This window comes from Rhodococcus sp. APC 3903 (assembly GCF_030407755.1).
GTDB lineage: Bacteria > Actinomycetota > Actinomycetes > Mycobacteriales > Mycobacteriaceae > Rhodococcus_F > Rhodococcus_F erythropolis.
Map to the genome: position 1 here is coordinate 1 of NZ_JASDCV010000030.1, position 19,307 is coordinate 19,307.

Annotated in this window: 19 protein-coding genes and 1 tRNA gene; 18 read left to right on the top strand and 2 right to left on the bottom strand. The window is 63.3% G+C overall.

Going from position 1 to position 19,307, the window contains the following annotated elements; genetic code table 11:
- The first annotated feature begins 114 nt into the window (after positions 1-114).
- The 18 genes from QMA15_RS28705 (at position 115) to QMA15_RS28790 (ending at position 18,210) form a co-directional block, all read left to right on the top strand.
- Complete coding sequence (locus QMA15_RS28705) at positions 115-1,056, top strand: hypothetical protein (protein WP_073513327.1); 942 nt, start codon at positions 115-117, stop codon at positions 1,054-1,056.
- Positions 1,053-2,036 carry an HAD-IIA family hydrolase gene (locus tag QMA15_RS28710; protein WP_019748596.1) on the top strand — a complete coding sequence of 328 codons (984 nt, stop codon included), beginning with the start codon at positions 1,053-1,055 and terminating at the stop codon, positions 2,034-2,036. The genes QMA15_RS28705 and QMA15_RS28710 overlap by 4 nt, the downstream gene beginning before the upstream one ends.
- A 76-nt stretch (positions 2,037-2,112) precedes the next feature.
- Positions 2,113-2,355, top strand: a complete 243-nt coding sequence (locus QMA15_RS28715; RefSeq protein ID WP_019748595.1) for a hypothetical protein — start codon at positions 2,113-2,115, stop codon at positions 2,353-2,355.
- A 1-nt stretch (position 2,356) separates the two neighbouring features.
- A complete protein-coding gene (locus QMA15_RS28720; protein ID WP_279164108.1) occupies positions 2,357-3,214 on the top strand; it encodes a TlyA family RNA methyltransferase in 858 nt (285 codons plus the stop codon).
- On the top strand, positions 3,211-4,158 hold the full coding sequence (locus QMA15_RS28725) for an NAD kinase (protein WP_019748593.1): 948 nt from the start codon (positions 3,211-3,213) through the stop codon (positions 4,156-4,158). Before QMA15_RS28720 ends, QMA15_RS28725 begins: the two co-directional genes overlap by 4 nt.
- A gap of 2 nt (positions 4,159-4,160) precedes the next feature.
- Positions 4,161-5,939 carry a DNA repair protein RecN gene (gene recN / locus QMA15_RS28730; protein WP_279164107.1) on the top strand — a complete coding sequence of 593 codons (1,779 nt, stop codon included), beginning with the start codon at positions 4,161-4,163 and terminating at the stop codon, positions 5,937-5,939.
- A gap of 86 nt (positions 5,940-6,025) precedes the next feature.
- On the top strand, positions 6,026-7,210 hold the full coding sequence (gene steA, locus QMA15_RS28735) for a putative cytokinetic ring protein SteA (protein ID WP_020907868.1): 1,185 nt from the start codon (positions 6,026-6,028) through the stop codon (positions 7,208-7,210).
- A complete protein-coding gene (locus tag QMA15_RS28740) occupies positions 7,207-8,160 on the top strand; it encodes a copper transporter (protein WP_019748590.1) in 954 nt (317 codons plus the stop codon). The genes steA and QMA15_RS28740 overlap by 4 nt, the downstream gene beginning before the upstream one ends.
- A gap of 156 nt (positions 8,161-8,316) precedes the next feature.
- Positions 8,317-10,077, top strand: coding sequence for a CTP synthase (locus tag QMA15_RS28745; protein ID WP_003946139.1), 1,761 nt, complete (start codon positions 8,317-8,319; stop codon positions 10,075-10,077).
- Between the two features lie 6 nt (positions 10,078-10,083).
- Entirely contained in the window at positions 10,084-10,716 is a 633-nt protein-coding gene (locus QMA15_RS28750) for an NUDIX hydrolase (RefSeq protein ID WP_020907867.1), read from the top strand.
- Position 10,717: 1 nt separating this feature from the next.
- Positions 10,718-11,641, top strand: a complete 924-nt coding sequence (gene xerD, locus QMA15_RS28755; protein ID WP_070386276.1) for a site-specific tyrosine recombinase XerD — start codon at positions 10,718-10,720, stop codon at positions 11,639-11,641.
- Positions 11,642-11,784: 143 nt separating this feature from the next.
- Positions 11,785-12,798, top strand: a complete 1,014-nt coding sequence (locus QMA15_RS28760; RefSeq protein ID WP_020969711.1) for a ParA family protein — start codon at positions 11,785-11,787, stop codon at positions 12,796-12,798.
- A 50-nt stretch (positions 12,799-12,848) separates the two neighbouring features.
- Positions 12,849-13,670, top strand: coding sequence for a segregation/condensation protein A (locus QMA15_RS28765; protein ID WP_046379919.1), 822 nt, complete (start codon positions 12,849-12,851; stop codon positions 13,668-13,670).
- 41 nt (positions 13,671-13,711) lie between these two features.
- Positions 13,712-14,395, top strand: coding sequence for an SMC-Scp complex subunit ScpB (gene scpB / locus QMA15_RS28770; RefSeq protein ID WP_070797649.1), 684 nt, complete (start codon positions 13,712-13,714; stop codon positions 14,393-14,395).
- Positions 14,396-14,472: 77 nt separating this feature from the next.
- Entirely contained in the window at positions 14,473-15,918 is a 1,446-nt protein-coding gene (locus tag QMA15_RS28775) for a pseudouridine synthase (protein ID WP_279164106.1), read from the top strand.
- A gap of 11 nt (positions 15,919-15,929) precedes the next feature.
- Entirely contained in the window at positions 15,930-16,610 is a 681-nt protein-coding gene (gene cmk / locus QMA15_RS28780) for a (d)CMP kinase (RefSeq protein WP_172827088.1), read from the top strand.
- Positions 16,607-18,034, top strand: a complete 1,428-nt coding sequence (gene der / locus QMA15_RS28785; RefSeq protein WP_019748583.1) for a ribosome biogenesis GTPase Der — start codon at positions 16,607-16,609, stop codon at positions 18,032-18,034. The genes cmk and der overlap by 4 nt, the downstream gene beginning before the upstream one ends.
- A gap of 102 nt (positions 18,035-18,136) precedes the next feature.
- Positions 18,137-18,210, top strand: a tRNA-Pro gene (locus tag QMA15_RS28790).
- A gap of 61 nt (positions 18,211-18,271) precedes the next feature.
- Here QMA15_RS28790 and QMA15_RS28795 read toward each other — a convergent pair.
- Both QMA15_RS28795 and QMA15_RS28800 read right to left on the bottom strand, forming a co-directional pair.
- A complete protein-coding gene (locus QMA15_RS28795; protein WP_198586352.1) occupies positions 18,272-18,433 on the bottom strand; it encodes a hypothetical protein in 162 nt (53 codons plus the stop codon).
- Between the two features lie 219 nt (positions 18,434-18,652).
- Positions 18,653-19,078: a hypothetical protein gene (locus QMA15_RS28800; protein ID WP_046378606.1), complete on the bottom strand. Its 426-nt coding sequence runs from the start codon at positions 19,076-19,078 to the stop codon at positions 18,653-18,655.
- Positions 19,079-19,307 lie beyond the last annotated feature (229 nt).

The following is a 19,307-nucleotide window of genomic DNA, read 5'->3' on the forward strand; positions in this document are numbered from 1 at the left end:
GCGCCGATGGTACTGCACTCGACAGGGTGTGGGAGAGTAGGACACCGCCGAACACCCGTTAACCGAAAGGGGACCCAACATATTGGGTCCCCTTTCGTGCGTTGTATGAGAGGAATGACTGTGTCGGAGAATGGCGACGAGCGTCGGTCCTTCCGTGGGGGAGGAGCGCCTCGATCAGGTGGCCCCCGTCGTGACAACGACGGGCGTGGATCACGCGGCGCTGCAGGCGGAGACCGCCGCGGTGGTGCCGGAGACAACAACCGTGGCGGTGCTGGAAACAGTAACCGTGGCGGCGGATTCAACGGCGGACAGCGTCGCGGCGGCGAGGGTGGGTTCACCCCTCGTGGACGCGACGGCGACCGCAACCGTCAGCAAGCACGACCTGACGAACCGGATTTGCCCGACAACGTAGAGCCCACCGAGTTGGATCCGGCCGTTCGTCGGGATCTGCTCAGCCTCGACAAGGACAACGCCAACACAGTTGCGCGTCACCTGGTCATGGCAGGCAAGCTTGTCGACGAAGACCCGGAACTTGCACTGCTCCACGCTCGTGCTGCTCGTCAGCGCGCCGGCCGAATTGCGGTCGTTCGTGAAGCTGCTGGAATCACCGCGTACCACGCCGGTGAATGGGCTGAAGCTCTCTCCGAGCTTCGTGCTGCCCGTCGAATGGCTGGTGGACCGGGTCTGATCGCTGTCATGGCCGACTGCGAACGCGGGTTGGGTCGACCCGAACGCGCCATCGAGCTCGGCCGTAGCGACGAGGCTGCCCTGCTTTCCGGCGACGAGGCTTCGGAGTTGAGGATCGTGGTCGCCGGCGCCCGCATGGATCTCGGTCAGTTCGATCAGGCAGTTGTCACACTGCAGACCAAGGATCTGGACGCAGCGCGTACCGGTGAAGCGGCGGCTCGGCTTTTCTATGCGTACGCTGATGCCCTCGTTGCAGCAGGTCGTGTCGAAGACGGATTGAAGTGGTTCCTCAATGCTGCAGCTGCAGACCTCGAGGGTGACACGGATGCTGAAGAACGGGTGGCCGAGTTGACCGGAGAAGATCAGTGACCGTGCTTCGTACTCAGTACGACGTACTTTTGCTCGATCTCGACGGCACGCTGTACGCCGGAGCTCATGCGATTCCCGGCACCCAGGCTGCGTTGGGTCAGGGTACGCAGGCTTTGTACTACGTGACCAACAATGCGAGTCGCTCGCCTTCGGCAGTGTCCGCGCATCTGACCGAACTCGGTTTCGATTCCGAAGACGATCGCGTGGTCACCAGTTCTCAGACGGCGGTGCGCCTGTTGGCTGAGCGTCTCGAACCGGGTGCCGCCGTACTCGTCGTCGGTACCGATGCATTGGCCGACGAGGTGACGCGCGTCGGGTTGCTTCCGGTGCGCGAATTCGCGGATTCCCCGGTTGCAGTCGTCCAAGGACATTCGACGGAGACCAACTGGTCGATCCTCGCCGAGGCATGCTTGGCGATCAGGGCCGGGGCGCTGTGGGTGGCTGCAAACCTGGACACCACACTGCCGTCGGAACGAGGTTTGGTGCTCGGCAACGGCTCGATGGTGGCGGCTCTGCGCGCCGCCACGAGGCAGGAACCCTTGGTGGCAGGCAAGCCTGCTGCACCGCTGATGGAGGATGCGCTTGCACGCAGTGGGTGCTCGCGTCCACTGGTCGTCGGTGATCGCTTGGACACTGATATCGAAGGCGCACATGCTGTTTCGATCGACTCGTTGTTGGTTCTCACCGGTGTGAGCACGCCGGGCGACGTACTGCGGGCTCCGATTGAGCAGCGCCCCACCTACATTGCAGCAACTCTGGATTCGCTCAATCAGCCGGCCGTCGAATCGCTGGTCGGTGCGGACTCCAAGTGGTCTGTCTCCGTGAACGGGTCGGCGCTGGTTGTCGACGGCCCGGTTGTCGGGGACGAAATGTCACTTCTACGTGCGGTTGCGCCTGTCGCATGGGCTAATCCGTCGTTCCAGACGCTGGAAGCGTCGGATGCCGGCGTGGCGGATCTGTTTGCTTCCTGGCTGGTCTGATTTCTCGCATATGTGTTCGACTCGCGGGGGTGCGGGTGTATGCGCAACGGAGAGTCATGCACTAACGTTGTGCCCGATGAGCACGCCGACACCGCACCCCGGAAACTCGAGCAACGGATCACCGCTGCCCGGGTCACGCCCTACCGTCGATCCGGAACGAATACGTTCTGACGTCGACGGTCTGCTGGCACGCCTCGGCGGCATCGAACACGATCCGAACGATCATCACGGAGCAGGTGTGATTCCGCAGAAGGCACATATTTTGGAACAGGCACACGAGGTGCTCGTCCAGGCACTCGCCTCTGTGGACAGGGCTTGACGTGGCACGTAGAGCACGGGTGGACGCCGAATTGGTCCGTCGCGGTCTGGCACGATCGAGAGATCATGCGCAAGAACTGATCTCCGCGGGCCGAGTTCTCATTTCCGGAGCCGTTGCGACCAAGCCCGCGACGGCGATCGAAGCCGGAACGCCGCTTCGGGTCGTCGAGGTGGAGCAGGAAGTCTCGTGGGCGTCGCGCGGTGCTCACAAACTGATCGGTGCCCTTGACGCCTTCGGTACCGAAGGATTGACGGTCGAAGGTCGCCGTTGCCTCGACGCCGGCGCTTCCACCGGCGGGTTCACGGACGTTCTGCTGACACGCGGTGCGAAGGAAGTTGTCGCCGTCGACGTCGGTTACGGCCAATTGGTGTGGCGCCTGCAGTCCGACGACCGAGTGCATGTCATCGACCGAACCAATGTTCGCGCTATCGATGCCGAGACGATCGGCGGAACTGTCGATCTCGTTGTCGCGGACCTGTCGTTCATCTCTCTCAAACTGGTACTCGGGGCGTTTGTCGCCTGTACCGCTGACGGCGCGGACCTGGTTCCGATGGTCAAGCCTCAGTTCGAGGTGGGCAAGGACCGCGTCGGTGCCGGTGGCGTCGTACGAGATCCGGAATTGCGAATCTCCGCTGTGCTCGACGTGTCGGAGGCTGCTGCAAAGGTGGGTCTGCGGACGTTAGGTGTGGTGGCCAGCCCATTGCCCGGTCCGTCGGGAAATGTCGAGTATTTCCTGTGGCTTCGAAAGACGGGTACATCCGACGATGAAGAGACGGATACCGACGCCGAGACGAACACCGAGGGAATTCCTACGGTGGAGGACATGATTCGCAAGGCTGTAGAGGAAGGGCCCCAGTGAACGCGGTCACGAACGGCGAGTCGCGCGAGATCCTTCTTGTCGCACACCCTGGTCGACGTGACATCACGGAAACTGCCAAGCGGGTCGGGAAGATCTTCGAGCGCGCGGGAATTGGACTGCGAGTCCTCGTCGACGAAGCAGACAGCTCGCGCATCGAAGCAATGACGGAACCAGAGGGTTTCTCTGCGCCGGGTCTCGACGTCACGGTTGTTCATCCCGGCCCTGATGCTGCCGTTGGATGCGAGTTGGTACTTGTTCTCGGTGGCGACGGCACGTTTCTGCGCGCCGCCGAACTCGCTCAAGAAGCGTCCATTCCGGTACTGGGCATCAACCTCGGACGGATCGGATTTCTGGCAGAGACCGAGGCCGAGCATCTCGACGAGGCTCTCGCACAGGTAGTTCGCAAGGAATATCGCGTCGAGTCCCGTATGACACTCGACGTCGTGATTCGGGTGGACGACGAGATCATCGACCGCGGGTGGGCGCTCAACGAGGCCAGTATCGAGAACCGTTCGCGTCTGGGAGTTCTCGAAGTTGTCCTCGAAGTCGATGGCAGACCGGTGTCTGCGTTCGGTTGCGACGGTGTTCTCGTGTCCACTCCCACAGGCTCGACCGCTTATGCATTTTCCGCAGGCGGCCCCGTCGTGTGGCCCGAACTCGAAGCATTGCTCGTCGTACCCAGCAACGCGCACGCGCTGTTCGCGCGGCCGTTGGTCACCAGCCCGAATTCGATCATCGCGGTGGAGACCGTCGCCGGTAGCCACGACGGCCTGGTCTTCTGCGACGGCCGTCGTACGTTGGAACTGCCTGCCGGCGCTCGCGTCGAGATCGTTCGCGGCGCCACTCCCGTCAAGTGGGTCCGGTTGGACTCTGCGCCTTTCGCTGATCGGATGGTTCGCAAGTTCGAGCTTCCGGTTACCGGATGGCGAGGAAGGAAGCCTTAATCGTGCTCGCAGAGATCCGTATCGACAGTCTTGGTGTGATCTCCGAGGCCAGCGCCCAGTTTCACGAGGGCCTGACCGTCCTGACCGGTGAAACCGGCGCAGGTAAAACGATGGTCGTCACCAGCTTGCACCTCCTCAGCGGAGCGCGAGCGGATGCCGGTCGAGTGCGGTTGGGCGCGTCGCGGGCCGTTGTCGAAGGACGATTCATCGCCGACGACGTCTCGCCGGCCACCGAGCGTGAGATCGTCCGAATCCTGGAATCGTCCGGCGCCGAGCGCGACGAGGACGGGACCATCATCGCTGTTCGGACAGTCGGCAGCGATGGGCGGTCACGGGCTCATCTCGGCGGACGAAGCGTGCCGGCGGGAGTTCTCTCCGAATTCACGGACCCACTTCTGACTGTCCACGGACAGAACGATCAGCTGCGATTGCTTCGTCCCGACCAGCAACGCAACGCGCTGGACCGCTTCGGGGACAAGGCAATCGGAACGCTGCTGACGAGGTACCGCAAACACCGTCGTGAGTGGCTCGATGCTCGTTCGGAATTGATCGAGCGCACGTCGAAGGCTCGTGAACTGGCGCAAGAAGCAGATCAGTTGACCTTCGCGCTCAACGAAATCGACGGCGTGGCACCCGAGCCCGGCGAGGACACGGCGATCGTTGCCGAAGTTCGTCGACTCAGTGAACTCGATTCGCTCCGCTCCGCTGCCGAAGAGGCGCACGCTGCGCTCGCCGGTAATGACGACATGGCAAGCGGCGACGTCGGTGTCATGCCGGCGCTAGACCTGATGTCCGAAGCGAGGGCGCGCATCGAGTCGGTCACCGACGCCGATCTGGATGGCCTCGGTTCCCGGTTGGCCGACGCTATTGCCGTCGTCACCGACGTTGCCGGTGACCTGAACACCTACCTGTCCGGGCTGCCCGCAGACCCGGGTGCTCTGGACTCTTTGTTGTCGCGGCAATCGGAACTGAAGACTCTGACTCGCAAGTACGCCGCCGATGTCGACGGTGTTCTCGAATGGGCAGATACTGCTCGCGCTCGTCTATCCAAACTCGACGTGTCCTCGGATGCGTTGTCACTGTTGGCCAAGCAGGTCGAGGAGACGGCTGGTCTGACCGCGGAGGCAGCTACCAAGCTGAGCGCCGCGCGAGTCAAGGCGGCGGCAAAGCTCGCCAAAGCCGTCAGCGCGGAACTCGCCGGTCTGGCGATGGGACGTGCGGGCCTTGAGGTGACTGTGCGTTCGCAGCCTGCCGGCCCGCAGGACTCGGCGCCGCTCAGTGTCGGGGGAGTAGACCTGCATGCCGGGTCGGCCGGCGTCGACGACGTGGAATTTCGCCTGTCAGCGCACAGTGGGGCACCTTCACTTCCGATCAGCAAGAGCGCTTCGGGTGGTGAGCTGTCACGCGTCATGCTGGCGCTGGAGGTTGTTCTCGCTGGTAGCGACACCGGTGCGACGATGGTTTTCGACGAGGTGGACGCGGGGGTCGGTGGCCGCGCTGCTGTCGAGATCGGCCGCCGATTGGCGAAACTTGCTCGCACGCATCAGGTTATCGTTGTCACCCACCTTCCGCAGGTTGCTGCGTTTGCCGACACCCACCTCGTGGTGGACAAGGTCGACGACAAAGGCGGAGTGGTGAGCAGTGGCGTGCGGACCTTGTCGGATTCGGATCGGGTGGTCGAATTGGCCCGTATGTTGGCAGGGCTGGACGACACCGAAACCGGTCGTGCGCACGCCGAAGAACTGCTCGAGATCGCGAATGCGGCCCGCGTCACAGATTGAAGGTTCTGTGGTGTTGGTGTGACTGATGTGGTAGTTGTCGGCGCGCCTCCACCGGTCAACGCGGTTTCAGGTTCATCATCGAAGCCATGAAGATGCCCGGATTGCTCTCACGTAACACCGAATCCTTGCCTGGGATCAGTGGCATCGCCAGGGCCGATCGGAACACGGCGAAGCTTCTGCGCCGTGTCGGTCCTGGAGACATCGTGATCCTCGACGAAATCGACATCGATCGCCGGACCGCCGATGCTCTGGTGAAAGCCGGAGTCATGGCCGTGGTCAACGCGTCGCCGTCGATTTCGGGGCGGTACCCCAACCTCGGACCGGAAGTGATCGTCGCCAACGACATCGTTCTGATCGATGCCGTCGACGGTGATGTCTTCAAGAACATCAAGGACGGAAGCAAGATCCGCCTGCACGAGGGCGAGATCTTCAACGGCGAGAAGAGCCTCGTCAAGGGCGAAGAGCAGACCGAGGCCGAAATCTCCGACCGGATGATCGAGGCCAAGACCGGCCTGGTCGATCACTTGGAAGCGTTCTCGGGTAACACCATCGAGTTCATCCGCACCGAAAGCCCGTTGCTCATCGACGGAATCGGTGTTCCGGACATCGATATCGACTTGAAGGACCGCCATGTCGTGGTCGTCTCCGACGGCCCCGAACGCGAGACCGATCTGAAGAACCTCAAGCCCTTCATCAAGGAGTATTCGCCGATCTTGATCGGTGTCGGCGCAGGTGCGGACGTGTTGAGCAAGGCCGGATACCGCCCCGATCTGATCGTGGGCGACCCGGAGGAAATCACCAGTTCCACGCTCAAGTCCGGCGCGGAAGTTGTTCTGCCTGCAGACCAGGACGGTCATGCGGCGGGGCTTTCCCGAATCCAGGATCTCGGTATCGGGGCGATGACGTTCCCGGCGACCTGCTCACCGACCGACCTTGCCCTGCTGCTTGCCGATCACCACGGAGCTTCACTGATCGTGACGGTCGGCAACGTGGTGTCCTTGGACGAGTTCTTCGACCGTGGGCGTCGTGAAAGCAATCCGTCGGCGTTCATGACACGGCTCAAGGTTGGACCGAAACTGGTCGATGCCAAGGCTGTGGCAACGCTGTATCGAAGTCGAGTGTCCGGCGGCGCGATCGCGCTACTGGTGCTCGCCGCCCTGGTGGCAGTGATCGTCGCCCTGGTCGTGTCCAATGCCGGTAGTGAAGTTCTCGACTGGGCAATCGCAACGTGGAACAGCTTCGCGCTGTGGGTTCAGGGGCTCTTCAAGTGATTTCGATGCGTCAACATGCAATTTCCATAGCGGCAATCTTTCTGGCACTCGCGATCGGCGTGGTGCTCGGTTCCGGAATGCTGTCGAGTGGATTGCTGTCCGGTCTGCGTGACGACAAGGCGGACCTGCAGAACGAGATCGAAGACCTCAATCAACAGTCCAATCAGCTTCAGCAGCAACTCAATTCCGCGGACGGCTTCGATGCCGCTGTCGGCGGTCGCGTCGTGCGTGACAGTCTCGCTGGTCGCACCGTCGTCGTCATCACGGCACCGGACGCGGATCCCAGTGATCTCGACGGTGTCAACCGACTCGTCACTGCCGCCGGCGGCGCCGTGACCGGACGCGTCTCGCTCACCGATTCGTTTGTCGACGCCACCGGCGGTGACCGTTTGCGGACTGTCGTCACCAATGTCATCCCTGCGGGGATCACCCTCAAGACCGGTGCGGTCGATCAGGGCAGTCTCGCAGGTGATCTGCTCGGTTCGGTTCTGCTTCTCAACGGGCAGAACAGCGAACCCCAGAGCACTCCGGACGAGATGAATCTCGCGCTCGACTCGCTGCGTAGCGCCGGTTTCATCAGCTACGACGACGGAGCGGTCAAGCCGGCTCAGCTCGCCGTGGTCCTCACCGGCGACAACAAGAGTGAATCCGACGCAGCCACGGGTAACCGCGGCGCCGTCATCGCCCGGTTTGCCGGTGCTCTCGACGGACGCGGCGCAGGAACGATTCTCGCGGGCCGGCCTGGCTCGGCCGAGGGCAGTGGTCCGGTTGCCGTCGCGCGTGCGGACGCGGCGCTCTCAGCGGGCTTGACGACCATCGACAACATCGACCGGGAATCGGGCAAGATCACGACGCCGTTGGCACTTCAGGAACAGTTGAACGGCGGCGCCGGCCGCTACGGCACGGGACCGGGAGCGGCGGCGGTTACCGTCGGCGCACCCACCAACTGAACACCCCGGTATTGATACGCCGGTCACATCGGGGTCGGAAAGTCGGCGCGTTGTAGGCACCGACCCCCGATAGGTGTTACCGTGAAATCCCGTGGGTCGGCAGGCCCCAGCATGCTTCATCAGACCAAGCCCTGCACAGTCGTCACGGGAGCCCCTTTGCCACAGTCACGCACTAACACGCGTACCGCCACCAAGCACATCTTCGTCAGCGGAGGTGTAGCTTCCTCGCTCGGCAAAGGTTTGACCGCCTCGAGCCTGGGACAGTTGTTGACCGCGCGGGGAATGCGCGTGACCATGCAGAAGCTCGATCCCTATCTCAATGTGGATCCGGGCACCATGAACCCCTTCCAGCACGGCGAGGTCTTCGTCACCGAAGACGGTGCCGAGACCGACCTCGACGTCGGGCACTACGAGCGGTTCCTCGACCGTGACCTATCCGGTCAGGCGAACGTCACCACCGGCCAGGTGTACTCGACGGTCATCGCCAAGGAACGCCGCGGCGAGTACCTCGGTGACACCGTTCAGGTCATCCCGCACATCACCGACGAGATCAAGCGTCGCATCCTCGAGATGAGCGGCCCGGATCTGCAGGGACACCGCCCGGATGTCGTGATCACCGAAATCGGTGGAACCGTCGGCGACATCGAATCGCAGCCCTTCCTCGAAGCCGCTCGCCAGGTCCGCCACGACGTCGGCCGCGACAACGTCTTCTTCCTGCACGTCTCCCTCGTGCCGTACCTCGGCCCCTCCGGAGAACTCAAGACCAAGCCCACGCAGCACTCGGTTGCGTCCTTGCGCAGCATCGGCATTCAGCCCGACGCGCTGATCCTTCGTTGCGATCGTGACGTTCCGCAGGGCCTCAAGAACAAGATCGCGCTGATGTGCGACGTGGACGTCGACGCCTGCATTTCGACGCCCGACGCTCCCTCGATCTACGACATCCCGAAGGTTCTGCACCGTGAGGGCCTCGACGCCTACGTCGTTCGCCAGCTCGGTCTCCCGTTCCGCGACGTCGACTGGACCGTGTGGGGCAACCTCCTCGATCGTGTTCACCAGCCGCGTGAGACCGTGCGCGTCGCGTTGGTCGGCAAGTACGTCGACCTGCCCGACGCATACCTCTCCGTCACCGAGGCACTGCGCGCCGGTGGATTTGCCAACCGGTCGAAGGTCGAGATCTCCTGGGTCCCGTCGGACGCCTGTGAGACGGAAGCCGGAGCGCAGGCCGCTCTCGGTGACGTCGACGGTGTTCTGATCCCGGGCGGCTTCGGCATTCGCGGCATCGAGGGCAAGCTCGGCGCGATCCGTTTCGCACGTTCACGCAAGCTGCCGCTGCTGGGTCTGTGCCTGGGTCTGCAGTGCGTCGTCATCGAAGCTGCTCGCAGCGTCGGCCTCGACGATGCCAACTCGGCCGAGTTCGAGCCGGACACCAAGCACCCGGTCATCTCCACGATGGCTGATCAGGAAGACGTCATCGCCGGTGACGCCGACCTCGGTGGCACCATGCGTCTGGGTGCTTACCCGGCCGTGCTGACCAAGGGTTCCGTCGTCGCTCAGGCCTACGGAACCGAGGACGTCTCCGAGCGGCACCGTCACCGCTACGAGGTCAACAACACCTACCGCGACCGGATTGCCAAGTCCGGCTTGCAGTTCAGCGGAACCTCGCCGGACGGTCACCTGGTCGAGTTCGTCGAGTACCCGCGTGAGCAGCATCCGTTCTTCGTTGCCACCCAGGCACACCCGGAGCTCAAGAGCCGCCCGACGCGCCCGCACCCGCTGTTCGCCGCCTTCGTCGAAGCAGCGTTGACCTACAAGCTCGAAGAGCGCCTGCCCGTCGACGTCCACGGTGACGAGAAGATCGACACCGCTGCCACCGAGACGGCGCTCGACGCTGCAGTCGAGAACGTGGAAAAGGTCTAGCCACAGATGAGCGATCCCGGTCGGCACGAATTCGACACCCTCGGCTCCAAGACGGTCTACACCGGCGCGATCATCGCGTTGCGCGTCGACACCGTTGCGATGCCTGGTGGTCAGCGTGCCGATCGGGAAGTCGTCGAACACCACGGCGCCGTTGCCGTCGTAGCACTGGACGAGCACGACAACCTGGTGCTGATTCACCAGTACCGTCACCCGCTCGGGCACCGGTTGTGGGAAATCCCTGCCGGTCTGCTCGACGCTGCGGGGGAGAGCCCGGTCGAGGCGGCAGCGCGTGAGCTGGGCGAAGAAACCGGACTCGGCGCCGATCGATGGTCGGTGCTGGTCGATGTAGCTCTCTCACCCGGGTTCACGGACGAGGCGGTTCGCGTCTTCCTCGCCGAGGGGCTGCACGAGGTGGAGCGCGACGATCCCGAACACGAAGAAGCCGATCTCGAGATTTCGCGAGTTCCGCTCGCCGACGCCGTCGACATGGCGCTGCGCGGCGACATCGTCAATGCCACCGCGGTATCGGGCATTCTCGCGATCGCTACCGCACGCTCGACGGGAAAGCCGCTGCGCCCCGCCGACGCACCGTGGCCCGATCGTCCTCGCGCATTCGGAGAACGCAAGTCGCGAGCCTGAAGTGCTTGCCCGACAGGTGGACTCGTATCTCGACCATCTAGCGGTCGAGCGAGGATCTGCGCGCAACACTCTGCTTTCGTATCGCCGCGACCTGAATCGGTACGCGGAGTACCTGGACGGGCGCGGCATCGACGACGTCGCGGGCGTGACGGAGAACGACGTCACCGAATTCGTGACACATCTGCGCCTGGGTGACAAAGATGCCGGCGTCGTACCGTTGGCCGCCAGTTCGGCAGCGAGGACCCTGATCGCGGTCCGCGGATTCCACAAGTTCTCCGCCGCCGAGGGCCTTGTCGGTGTCGATGTGGCTCGAACGGTCAAGCCGCCGACGCCCGGACGCAAGCTGCCCAAAGCTCTGCCGCTCGACGACGTGATCGCCCTACTCGACGCTTCGGGTGGCGGTGCGGCCGGTGACGGGCCCCGCGACCTGAGGGATCGCGCTCTGCTCGAGCTTCTGTACTCGACCGGAGCACGCATCACCGAGGCGATCGATCTGGACGTCGACGACATCGACACCGAAACCCGTTCCGTGCTGCTCAAGGGCAAGGGCGGCAAGCAGCGGATCGTCCCCGTCGGCAGGCCGGCGATCGCCGCCGTAGACGCGTATCTCGTCCGCGGGCGCCCCAGCCTGGCGACGCGCGGTGTTCCCGCCCTGTTTCTCAACGCGCGCGGGGGACGCCTCTCGCGTCAGAGTGCATGGCAGATTCTTCAGGACGCGGCCGCGTCGGCCGGGATCAAGGCGGACGTCTCACCCCATACGCTCAGGCACTCGTTTGCCACACACCTGCTCGACGGCGGCGCGGACGTACGTGTCGTGCAGGAACTTCTCGGTCACGCTTCGGTAACCACGACGCAGATCTACACACTGGTCACCGTCACAGCGCTGCGCGAAGTGTGGGCTCAGGCACACCCACGCGCCCGTTAGGCGTTGGTTGGCTCATGCGTGTCTGCGAGACCATTCGGTGATGTAAGCGGTAGCGTTCAAGGAGCGCGAGCGGCCTCCACCGCAGTTTCGGAGGTTTGCCGGCGCCGAGAGCAACCGCCGAAAGAGTAGGGGAGCATCGGACCGTGTCGACATCGCAGCCACCAGCGGCGGAGTCCGCGCCGCCGCATGTCAATGCCCAACTCTTCGAGCGCGTGAACGAATCAGCACCAGCTGTACCCTCCGAACCAGAGGCGATGTTCGAAATAGATACGACGCCAGTAGCCTCTCCACCTGCGGAAACCCCTGCTGTTTCCACGGAAGAACTCGGTCCGACGGGCCGGCCGGTCCGCGAGGTACCTCAACCGACACCGTTGGCGCACCACGGACCCGCGATGATCATCGCGATGTGCAACCAGAAGGGCGGCGTCGGCAAGACGACGTCGACCATCAACCTGGGCGCGTCGTTGGCCGAATACGGTCGCCGAGTGCTCTTGGTGGATCTCGATCCCCAAGGAGCGTTGTCTGCTGGTCTGGGCGTTCAGCATCACGACCTGGAACTGACCGTCCACAATCTCCTGGTCGAACCGCGTGTGTCCATCGACGACGTGTTGATGCGCACTCGGGTGGACGGTCTGGACCTGCTCCCCAGCAACATCGACCTTTCGGCCGCCGAGATTCAATTGGTCACCGAGGTCGGGCGTGAGCAGACTTTGGGGCGCGTGCTGCACCCGGTTCTCGATCGGTACGACTACGTGCTCATCGACTGCCAGCCGTCGCTTGGCCTGCTCACGGTGAATGCGCTGGCGTGCGCCGATTCGGTCATCATTCCGATGGAATGCGAGTACTTCAGCCTGCGCGGCCTGGCACTTCTCAACGACACCGTCGAAAAGGTGCACGACCGTCTCAATCCGAAGCTCGAGTTGGCCGGCATCGTCGTCACGATGTTCGACGCCCGGACCCTGCACGCTCGTGAGGTGATGGCGCGAGTGGTCGAGGTGTTCGGCGACGTCGTCTACGACACGGTGATCAACCGCACCGTTCGATTCCCCGAAACCAGCGTTGCCGGTGAGCCGATCACGACGTGGGCGCCGAAATCGGCTGGCGCCGAGGCATATCGAGCCTTGGCCCGCGAGGTCATTCACCGGTCTGGTCGTTAGTGGAACTGATTGCATCGCAAGAAGATCCGGTCGAAGTCGAGCCGGATTCGATCGATCCGAACGTGCCGACCGACGCTCAGACCGCAGCCAAGGCTGCCGGTTTTCGAGTCACTCTCCGGAACTTCGAAGGCCCGTTCGATCTGCTGTTGAACCTGATCAATCAACGGCAGCTCGACGTCACCGAAGTCGCCCTTCACACCGTCACGGACGATTTCATCGCGTACACCAAGGAACTCGGCAGTGCGATGGGCCTTGATCAGACGACGGAATTCCTGGTCGTCGCAGCTACGCTTCTGGATCTGAAAGCGGCCAGGTTGTTGCCCGCCGGGCAGGTCGAGGACGCGGAGGATCTGGCGCTTCTCGAAGCACGCGATCTTCTCTTCGCGAGACTGCTGCAGTACCGGGCGTACAAACAAGTTGCGGCGCTGTTCGGCGAGTTGGAGGAAGCAGCACTGCGGCGCTATCCGCGCTCGGTAGCCGTCGAGGATCAGTTCACCGAACTCCTGCCCGAGGTGTTGTTGGGAGTCGACCCTCAGCGTTTTGCGGAGATCGCGGCGACGGTGTTCACACCGCGTCCGGTGCCGACAGTGGGCCTCGATCACCTCCATGTGTCCAATATCTCGATACCCGAACAGGCCGAGCGAATTCTCGAGTTGCTGCGCGAGCGAGGCATCGGGGAGTGGACACCTTTCGGGGACCTTGTTGCCGAGTGCGAAATCACCGTCGAGATAGTGGCAAGGTTTCTCGCATTGCTCGAGCTGTATCGCCGGCAGGTCATCGTGTTCGAGCAACCCGAGGCCCTCGGACCGCTGATGGTGAGTTGGACCGGAGACGACCCGGCCGCGCCGGTCACAGAGGAGGACTACGGATGAACGCCGAACCGACGGAATCAGAGTCTTCGCAGCTAGACGAGATGATCGAGCCTACCGACCCCGCCTCGGAGTCCGAAGAGTCTGCACCCGATTTCGACCTCGACGACGATCAACTCGACGCAGTGCTGGAGTCGCTTCTGCTTGTCGTGGATTCGCCGGCCGAAGTGAACCAACTCGCATCTGTCACCGGAACCGCACCGGAGCGCGTCGAAGAACGCCTGACGTCGATGTCGGCCGCATTGACCGCTCGCGGCAGCGGAATGGACCTTCGCTACGCGGGCGACGGATGGCGTCTGTACACGCGACAAGAGTTTGCCCCGTACGTGGAAAAGCTGCTATTGGACGGCGCACGCACCAAATTGACCAGGGCGGCATTGGAAACTTTGGCCGTAGTCGCATACCGTCAACCGTTGACTCGTGCGCGGATCAGTGCGGTACGAGGCGTCAACGTGGACGGGGTGGTACGCACCCTCCTTGCCCGCGGACTGATCGCGGAAGCCGGGCCTGACCCGGACACCAACGCGACACGGTACTCCACGACCGAACTGTTCCTCGAACGGCTCGGGCTGGCCTCGCTCAGCGAGCTCCCGGAGTTGGCCCCGCTCTTGCCTGATGTCGATCTCATCGACGACATCAGCGAAAGCCTGGAATCCGATCCGCGATTTGCGAGAATGAACAAGGCAGACGTGCCCACTGAGGTAGTGGACACCGAAGTCGACGACTGACCGGAATACCGGCCGTCGTCAGCACCGAGAAAGACCCGACCACGCTCGGGAAACAGTAGAAAACTGACAGGAAAAAAGTGAACAATCCCGCTCGCCGTGATGGCACACCGGACCGTAACAACTCCCGCGACAACCGCGGCGCACGCAGCGATGTCCCCCGTGGTGGTCGCAGCGACGCCCCCCGCGGCGCACGTAGCGAAGCGCCCCGTGGTGGACGCAGCAACACTTCCCGCAGTACCTCCGGATACGACCGCAACGCCGGATCCGACCGTCCCCGCACGGACGACCGTCGCGGTGGATTCAATGATGACCGTCGCCCGCCGCGCAGCGATGACCGTCGCCCGCCGCGCAGCGACGACCGTCGCCCTCCGCGCAGTGACGACCGTCGCCCCGCACGTACGGACGACCGTCGTGGTGGCTACAACGACGACCGTCGCGGACCGCGCAGTGACGACCGCCGCGGACCCCGCAGCGATGACCGCAGGACACCCCACGTAGACGCCCGTCGGGCACCGCGCGGTGGCGCCGACCGTCGTAGTGACGATCAGCGCGGCGCACGCCCCGACGCTCCTCGTGGCGGCGCATGGTCGAACGCACCTCGTGGATCCAAGTTCGACGGACCTCCGCGCAAGCGCCCGGCAGCTCCCACACCGCCGGCGACCAACAAGCGTGGCAAGCCGAAGACCGAGAAGCCGCAGCGCGTCGTCTCTCAGAACCCGTTGGTCTCCAACGCCAAGCCGGCACGTCATCAGCATGCCGAGATCACCAAGCACGACGGCCCGCCGAAGGGCGACGGCGTCCGCTTGCAGAAGGTGCTGGCTCAGGCCGGCGTCGCATCACGCCGTGCAGCTGAAGAACTGATCGACCAGGGGCGCGTCGAGGTCGACGGCCGCATCGTGGTCGAGCAGGGTCTGCGTGTCGACCCCGAGAACGCAGTGGTTCGTGTCGACGGCGTCCGCGTCGTCGTGCAGAAGGACCTCGTCTACCTCGCGATGAACAAGCCGCGTGGCTGGCAGTGCACCATGTCCGACGATCTCGGTCGTCCGTGCGTCGGTGACATCGTCTCCGAGCGCGTTCAGTCCGGTCAGCGGCTCTTCCACGTCGGCCGTCTCGACGCAGACACCGAAGGCTTGCTCCTCTTCACCAACGACGGCGACTTGGCTCACCGCCTGATGCACCCGTCGTTCGAGGTTCCGAAGACGTACCTCGCCACGGTTCACGGCGTTGTCGAGCGCAGCACCGGCAAGCAGCTGCGTGACGGTGTCACTCTCGATGACGGTCCGGCCAAGGTGGACGCGTTCACCGTGCTCGAGATCAACGAGGGCAAGACGCTCGTCAAGCTCGTTCTGCACGAGGGTCGCAAGCACATCGTGCGTCGTCTCCTCGATGCCGTCGGTCACCCCGTTGTCCGTCTGGTTCGCACCAACGTCGGAGTTGTCGCGCTCGGCGATCAGCGTCCGGGAACGCAGCGCGTCCTCGGACGTAGCGAGGTCGGTGGACTGTACGAGGCGGTCGGCCTGTGACCGATTCGTCCATGCCGCTGGTAGTCGCAATGGACGGACCGTCCGGAACCGGCAAGTCCAGCGTCTCTCGCGCGTTGGCGCAGCGTTTGGGCGCTCGCTATCTCGACACCGGAGCAATCTACCGGATCGCGACCCTGCACGTGCTGCGTCAGGGAATCGATCTGGCGGATTCCGCCGCGATCACGGCCGCCGTTGCGGCGTTGCCGTGGTCAATCGGTACCGATCCCAGCAGCGAGCAGGTGCATCTCGACGGCGCGGACGTCAGCGAGGAGATCCGCGGCGACGCGGTCACCAAGGCTGTCTCCGCGGTGTCGGCCGTACCCGAGGTTCGCGACCTGCTGGTCGCCACTCAGCGTGAGTTGGCGGCCGGTGCGGAGCGGATCGTTGTGGAAGGTCGCGACATCGGAACCGTCGTACTCCCCGATGCAGACGTCAAGATCTTCTTGACCGCATCGGCGGAAACCCGTGCGGCACGGCGCAATACGCAGAACATCGGCCAAGGCCGTGAAGACAATTACGAAGCGGTGCTGGCTGATGTGCAGCGCCGTGACCATCTCGATTCGACTCGGGCAGTGTCGCCGTTGCGCCCTGCCGAGGACTCCATTCTGGTGGATACGAGCGAATTGGGAATTGAAGATGTGATCGCCAAGTTGCTGTTGGTGGTCAGCGACAGAACTGGAGCAGTGCAGTGAGCGACGATCTGGTAACCGAATATGCCGGTGACGGAACTTGGTCCGAGGAATCGGAGTGGGATTACGCCGATCTCGAAGCGGACGGCGAAGGCGAAGCGCACATTGCCGTCCCGACCTTGGCTGTTGTCGGTCGACCGAACGTCGGCAAGTCGACGCTCGTCAACCGCATCATCGGCCGTCGTGAAGCGGTAGTCGAGGACATCCCCGGCGTTACCCGTGACCGCGTCTCGTACGAGGCGAACTGGGCCGGACGGCGCTTCCTCGTCCAGGACACCGGCGGATGGGAACCCGACGCAAAGGGTCTTCAGCAGGCCGTTGCCCGCCAGGCCGAATTGGCCATGGGAACGGCTGACGCCATTCTCCTGGTCGTCGACGCCGTTGTCGGCGCTACGACGACGGACGAAGCTGTCGCTCGAGTGCTTCGCCGCTCGAAGACTCCGGTCATCCTCGTTGCCAACAAGGTGGACGACGGACGCACCGAGTCCGAGGTTGCAGCGCTGTGGTCCTTGGGCCTCGGTCAGCCGTACTCCGTGAGTGCGACGCACGGACGCGGTACCGGCGACCTGCTCGACGAGGTTCTCGAGAAGCTGCCGGAAACCCCGCGTGAAGGTATCCCCGGCGGCGGCCCGCGTCGTGTTGCTCTTGTCGGAAAGCCGAACGTCGGAAAGTCCAGCTTGCTCAACAAGCTGTCCGGTGACGAGCGGTCCGTCGTGCACAATGTTGCCGGCACCACCGTCGACCCCGTCGACTCCATCGTCGAACTCGGCGGGCGCCCTTGGCGTTTCGTCGACACGGCTGGTCTGCGCAAGCGCGTCAGCCATGCCAGCGGCGCGGAGTTCTATGCGTCGCTGCGTACGAAGAGTGCGATCGAGGCCGCTGAGGTCGCGATCCTGCTCATCGACGCACACGAGCCGATCACCGAGCAGGACCTGCGTGTTCTGAGCATGGTGGCCGACACGGGTCGTGCACTGGTGATCGCGTTCAACAAGTGGGACCTCGTGGACGAGGACCGTCGACTCATGCTGGACAAGGAAGTGGACCGCGATCTGGTCCGCGTTCCGTGGGCTCAGCGAGTCAACATCTCCGCCCACACCGGTCGCGCCGTGGCGAAGCTCGTGCCGGCTCTCGACACGGCTCTGGAGTCCTGGGACAAGCGCATCCCCACGGGTCGCCTGAACACCTGGCTCAAGGAAGTTGTGGCGGCTACGCCGCCTCCGATGCGTGGTGGTCGCCTGCCTCGCATCATGTTCGCGACTCAGGCAAGCACACGCCCGCCGACATTCGTTCTCTTCACCACGGGCTTCCTCGAGGCCGGCTACCGCCGCTTCATCGAGCGGCGTCTGCGTGAAGAGTTCAACTTCGACGGCAGCCCGATCCGCGTATCCGTACGAGTGCGCGAGAAGCGTGACCGTAAGGGCCGCTGATTCTGCGTCCAGATCGGTACCGAAAAGGCTCTGACCAGCCGATTGGTACTTCGGCCCGTCCCTGATGTAATCTTTCCAAGCGCCCGAAACAAGGGCGTGGGACGGGCTGTGGCGCAGCTTGGTAGCGCACTTGACTGGGGGTCAAGTGGTCGCAGGTTCAAATCCTGTCAGCCCGACCGAAGTTAGATCAAAAAGGCAGTTTCTCAGAAATGAGAAACTGCCTTTTTTGTATGTGCCTCACAGGTTCGGCAACGGATCTCGTGGGAAGTCCTGCGGTGACGTGAGCTCCGCGTCGGCAGCATTCACGACTGCAACATATTCTTCGTCGATCTCGTACGTAATGCCCGCCGCAGTGAAGTGCGGTGTGGATGCAGTATCGACCGGGCCGAGAACGGTCATTCTCGGAAACCGTGTAAGGACCGTCCGCGGCACTTTTCTGGACCGAAAGCTCGTGGAGAACACGGTGATCGCCTTTCGGCTCACCACGACAAACACACTCGGTTTCGCGCTCATCAGAACGTCTGCTGGAAATACGTACCGGATCTCGTCATCTGGATCCAAGTAAGACCGAAGGCGCTCGCGAACATCCGCAGAAACCGGCATGCGCGGAAGGCTAGCTCAGTTTCGCTGACTGAGGCGAATATTGTGGACGGCAACGGTTGCTCCGAAGAGCGCGATCAGAATGGCGGTAAAGATTGCTGCCAACCACCACGGCGCCGAACCTGCTGTATTCAGCCAGATGGCCAGTGCACCGAATATTGTAGTCGGAATGCCGACAGCACGAGACAGGTCGACGTTCCTCGGATTGACCGGCGGTGTTCTCCACCAATGAAGGCGATGTCCTCGATTCTCACGCAGCATTCGCAGGAAGGACCAGACAGTAAGCGGCAGACCAATCGCGAGGATGACCATCCCGCCAATGATCGCCAAAGTGGACCCGTCTCGGAAGTACGTCACGGCAGCGCCCACAACACCTGCAAAACCGATGGCCGTGAATACTTTCCACGCCGGGGTTATGGACTGGCCATGCGGTTGTGTTGCCATGCAAGCACCCTTCCACAAAACATGCTCGAAAACTTCAAGCCTGTTGCGGCCGTCGATTGTGCATCAGGGTGACAGTCAAACTCGGCAGGCCGTTAACTATTCCGAGTACAGCGACTGCGATACCCGCACTCAAAAGAGGTGCTGTCTCCCAATAGTTGCCAACGACGCGGAATGTCCCGATCAGGCTCAAAACCCAACCTGCGAGTTGCGCACGCCGAACATGGTGTGC

Bases quoted from the DNA above. Each gene is read 5' to 3' on its own strand.
- QMA15_RS28705 (WP_073513327.1), top strand. From the start codon at position 115: ATGACTGTGTCGGAGAATGGCGACGAGCGTCGGTCCTTCCGTGGGGGA.
- QMA15_RS28715 (WP_019748595.1), top strand. From the start codon at position 2,113: ATGAGCACGCCGACACCGCACCCCGGAAACTCGAGCAACGGATCACCG.
- steA (WP_020907868.1), top strand. From the start codon at position 6,026: ATGAAGATGCCCGGATTGCTCTCACGTAACACCGAATCCTTGCCTGGG.
- QMA15_RS28750 (WP_020907867.1), top strand. From the start codon at position 10,084: ATGAGCGATCCCGGTCGGCACGAATTCGACACCCTCGGCTCCAAGACG.
- scpB (WP_070797649.1), top strand. From the start codon at position 13,712: ATGATCGAGCCTACCGACCCCGCCTCGGAGTCCGAAGAGTCTGCACCC.
- cmk (WP_172827088.1), top strand. From the start codon at position 15,930: ATGCCGCTGGTAGTCGCAATGGACGGACCGTCCGGAACCGGCAAGTCC.
- QMA15_RS28795 (WP_198586352.1), bottom strand. From the start codon at position 18,433: ATGACCGTTCTCGGCCCGGTCGATACTGCATCCACACCGCACTTCACT.
- QMA15_RS28800 (WP_046378606.1), bottom strand. From the start codon at position 19,078: ATGGCAACACAACCGCATGGCCAGTCCATAACCCCGGCGTGGAAAGTA.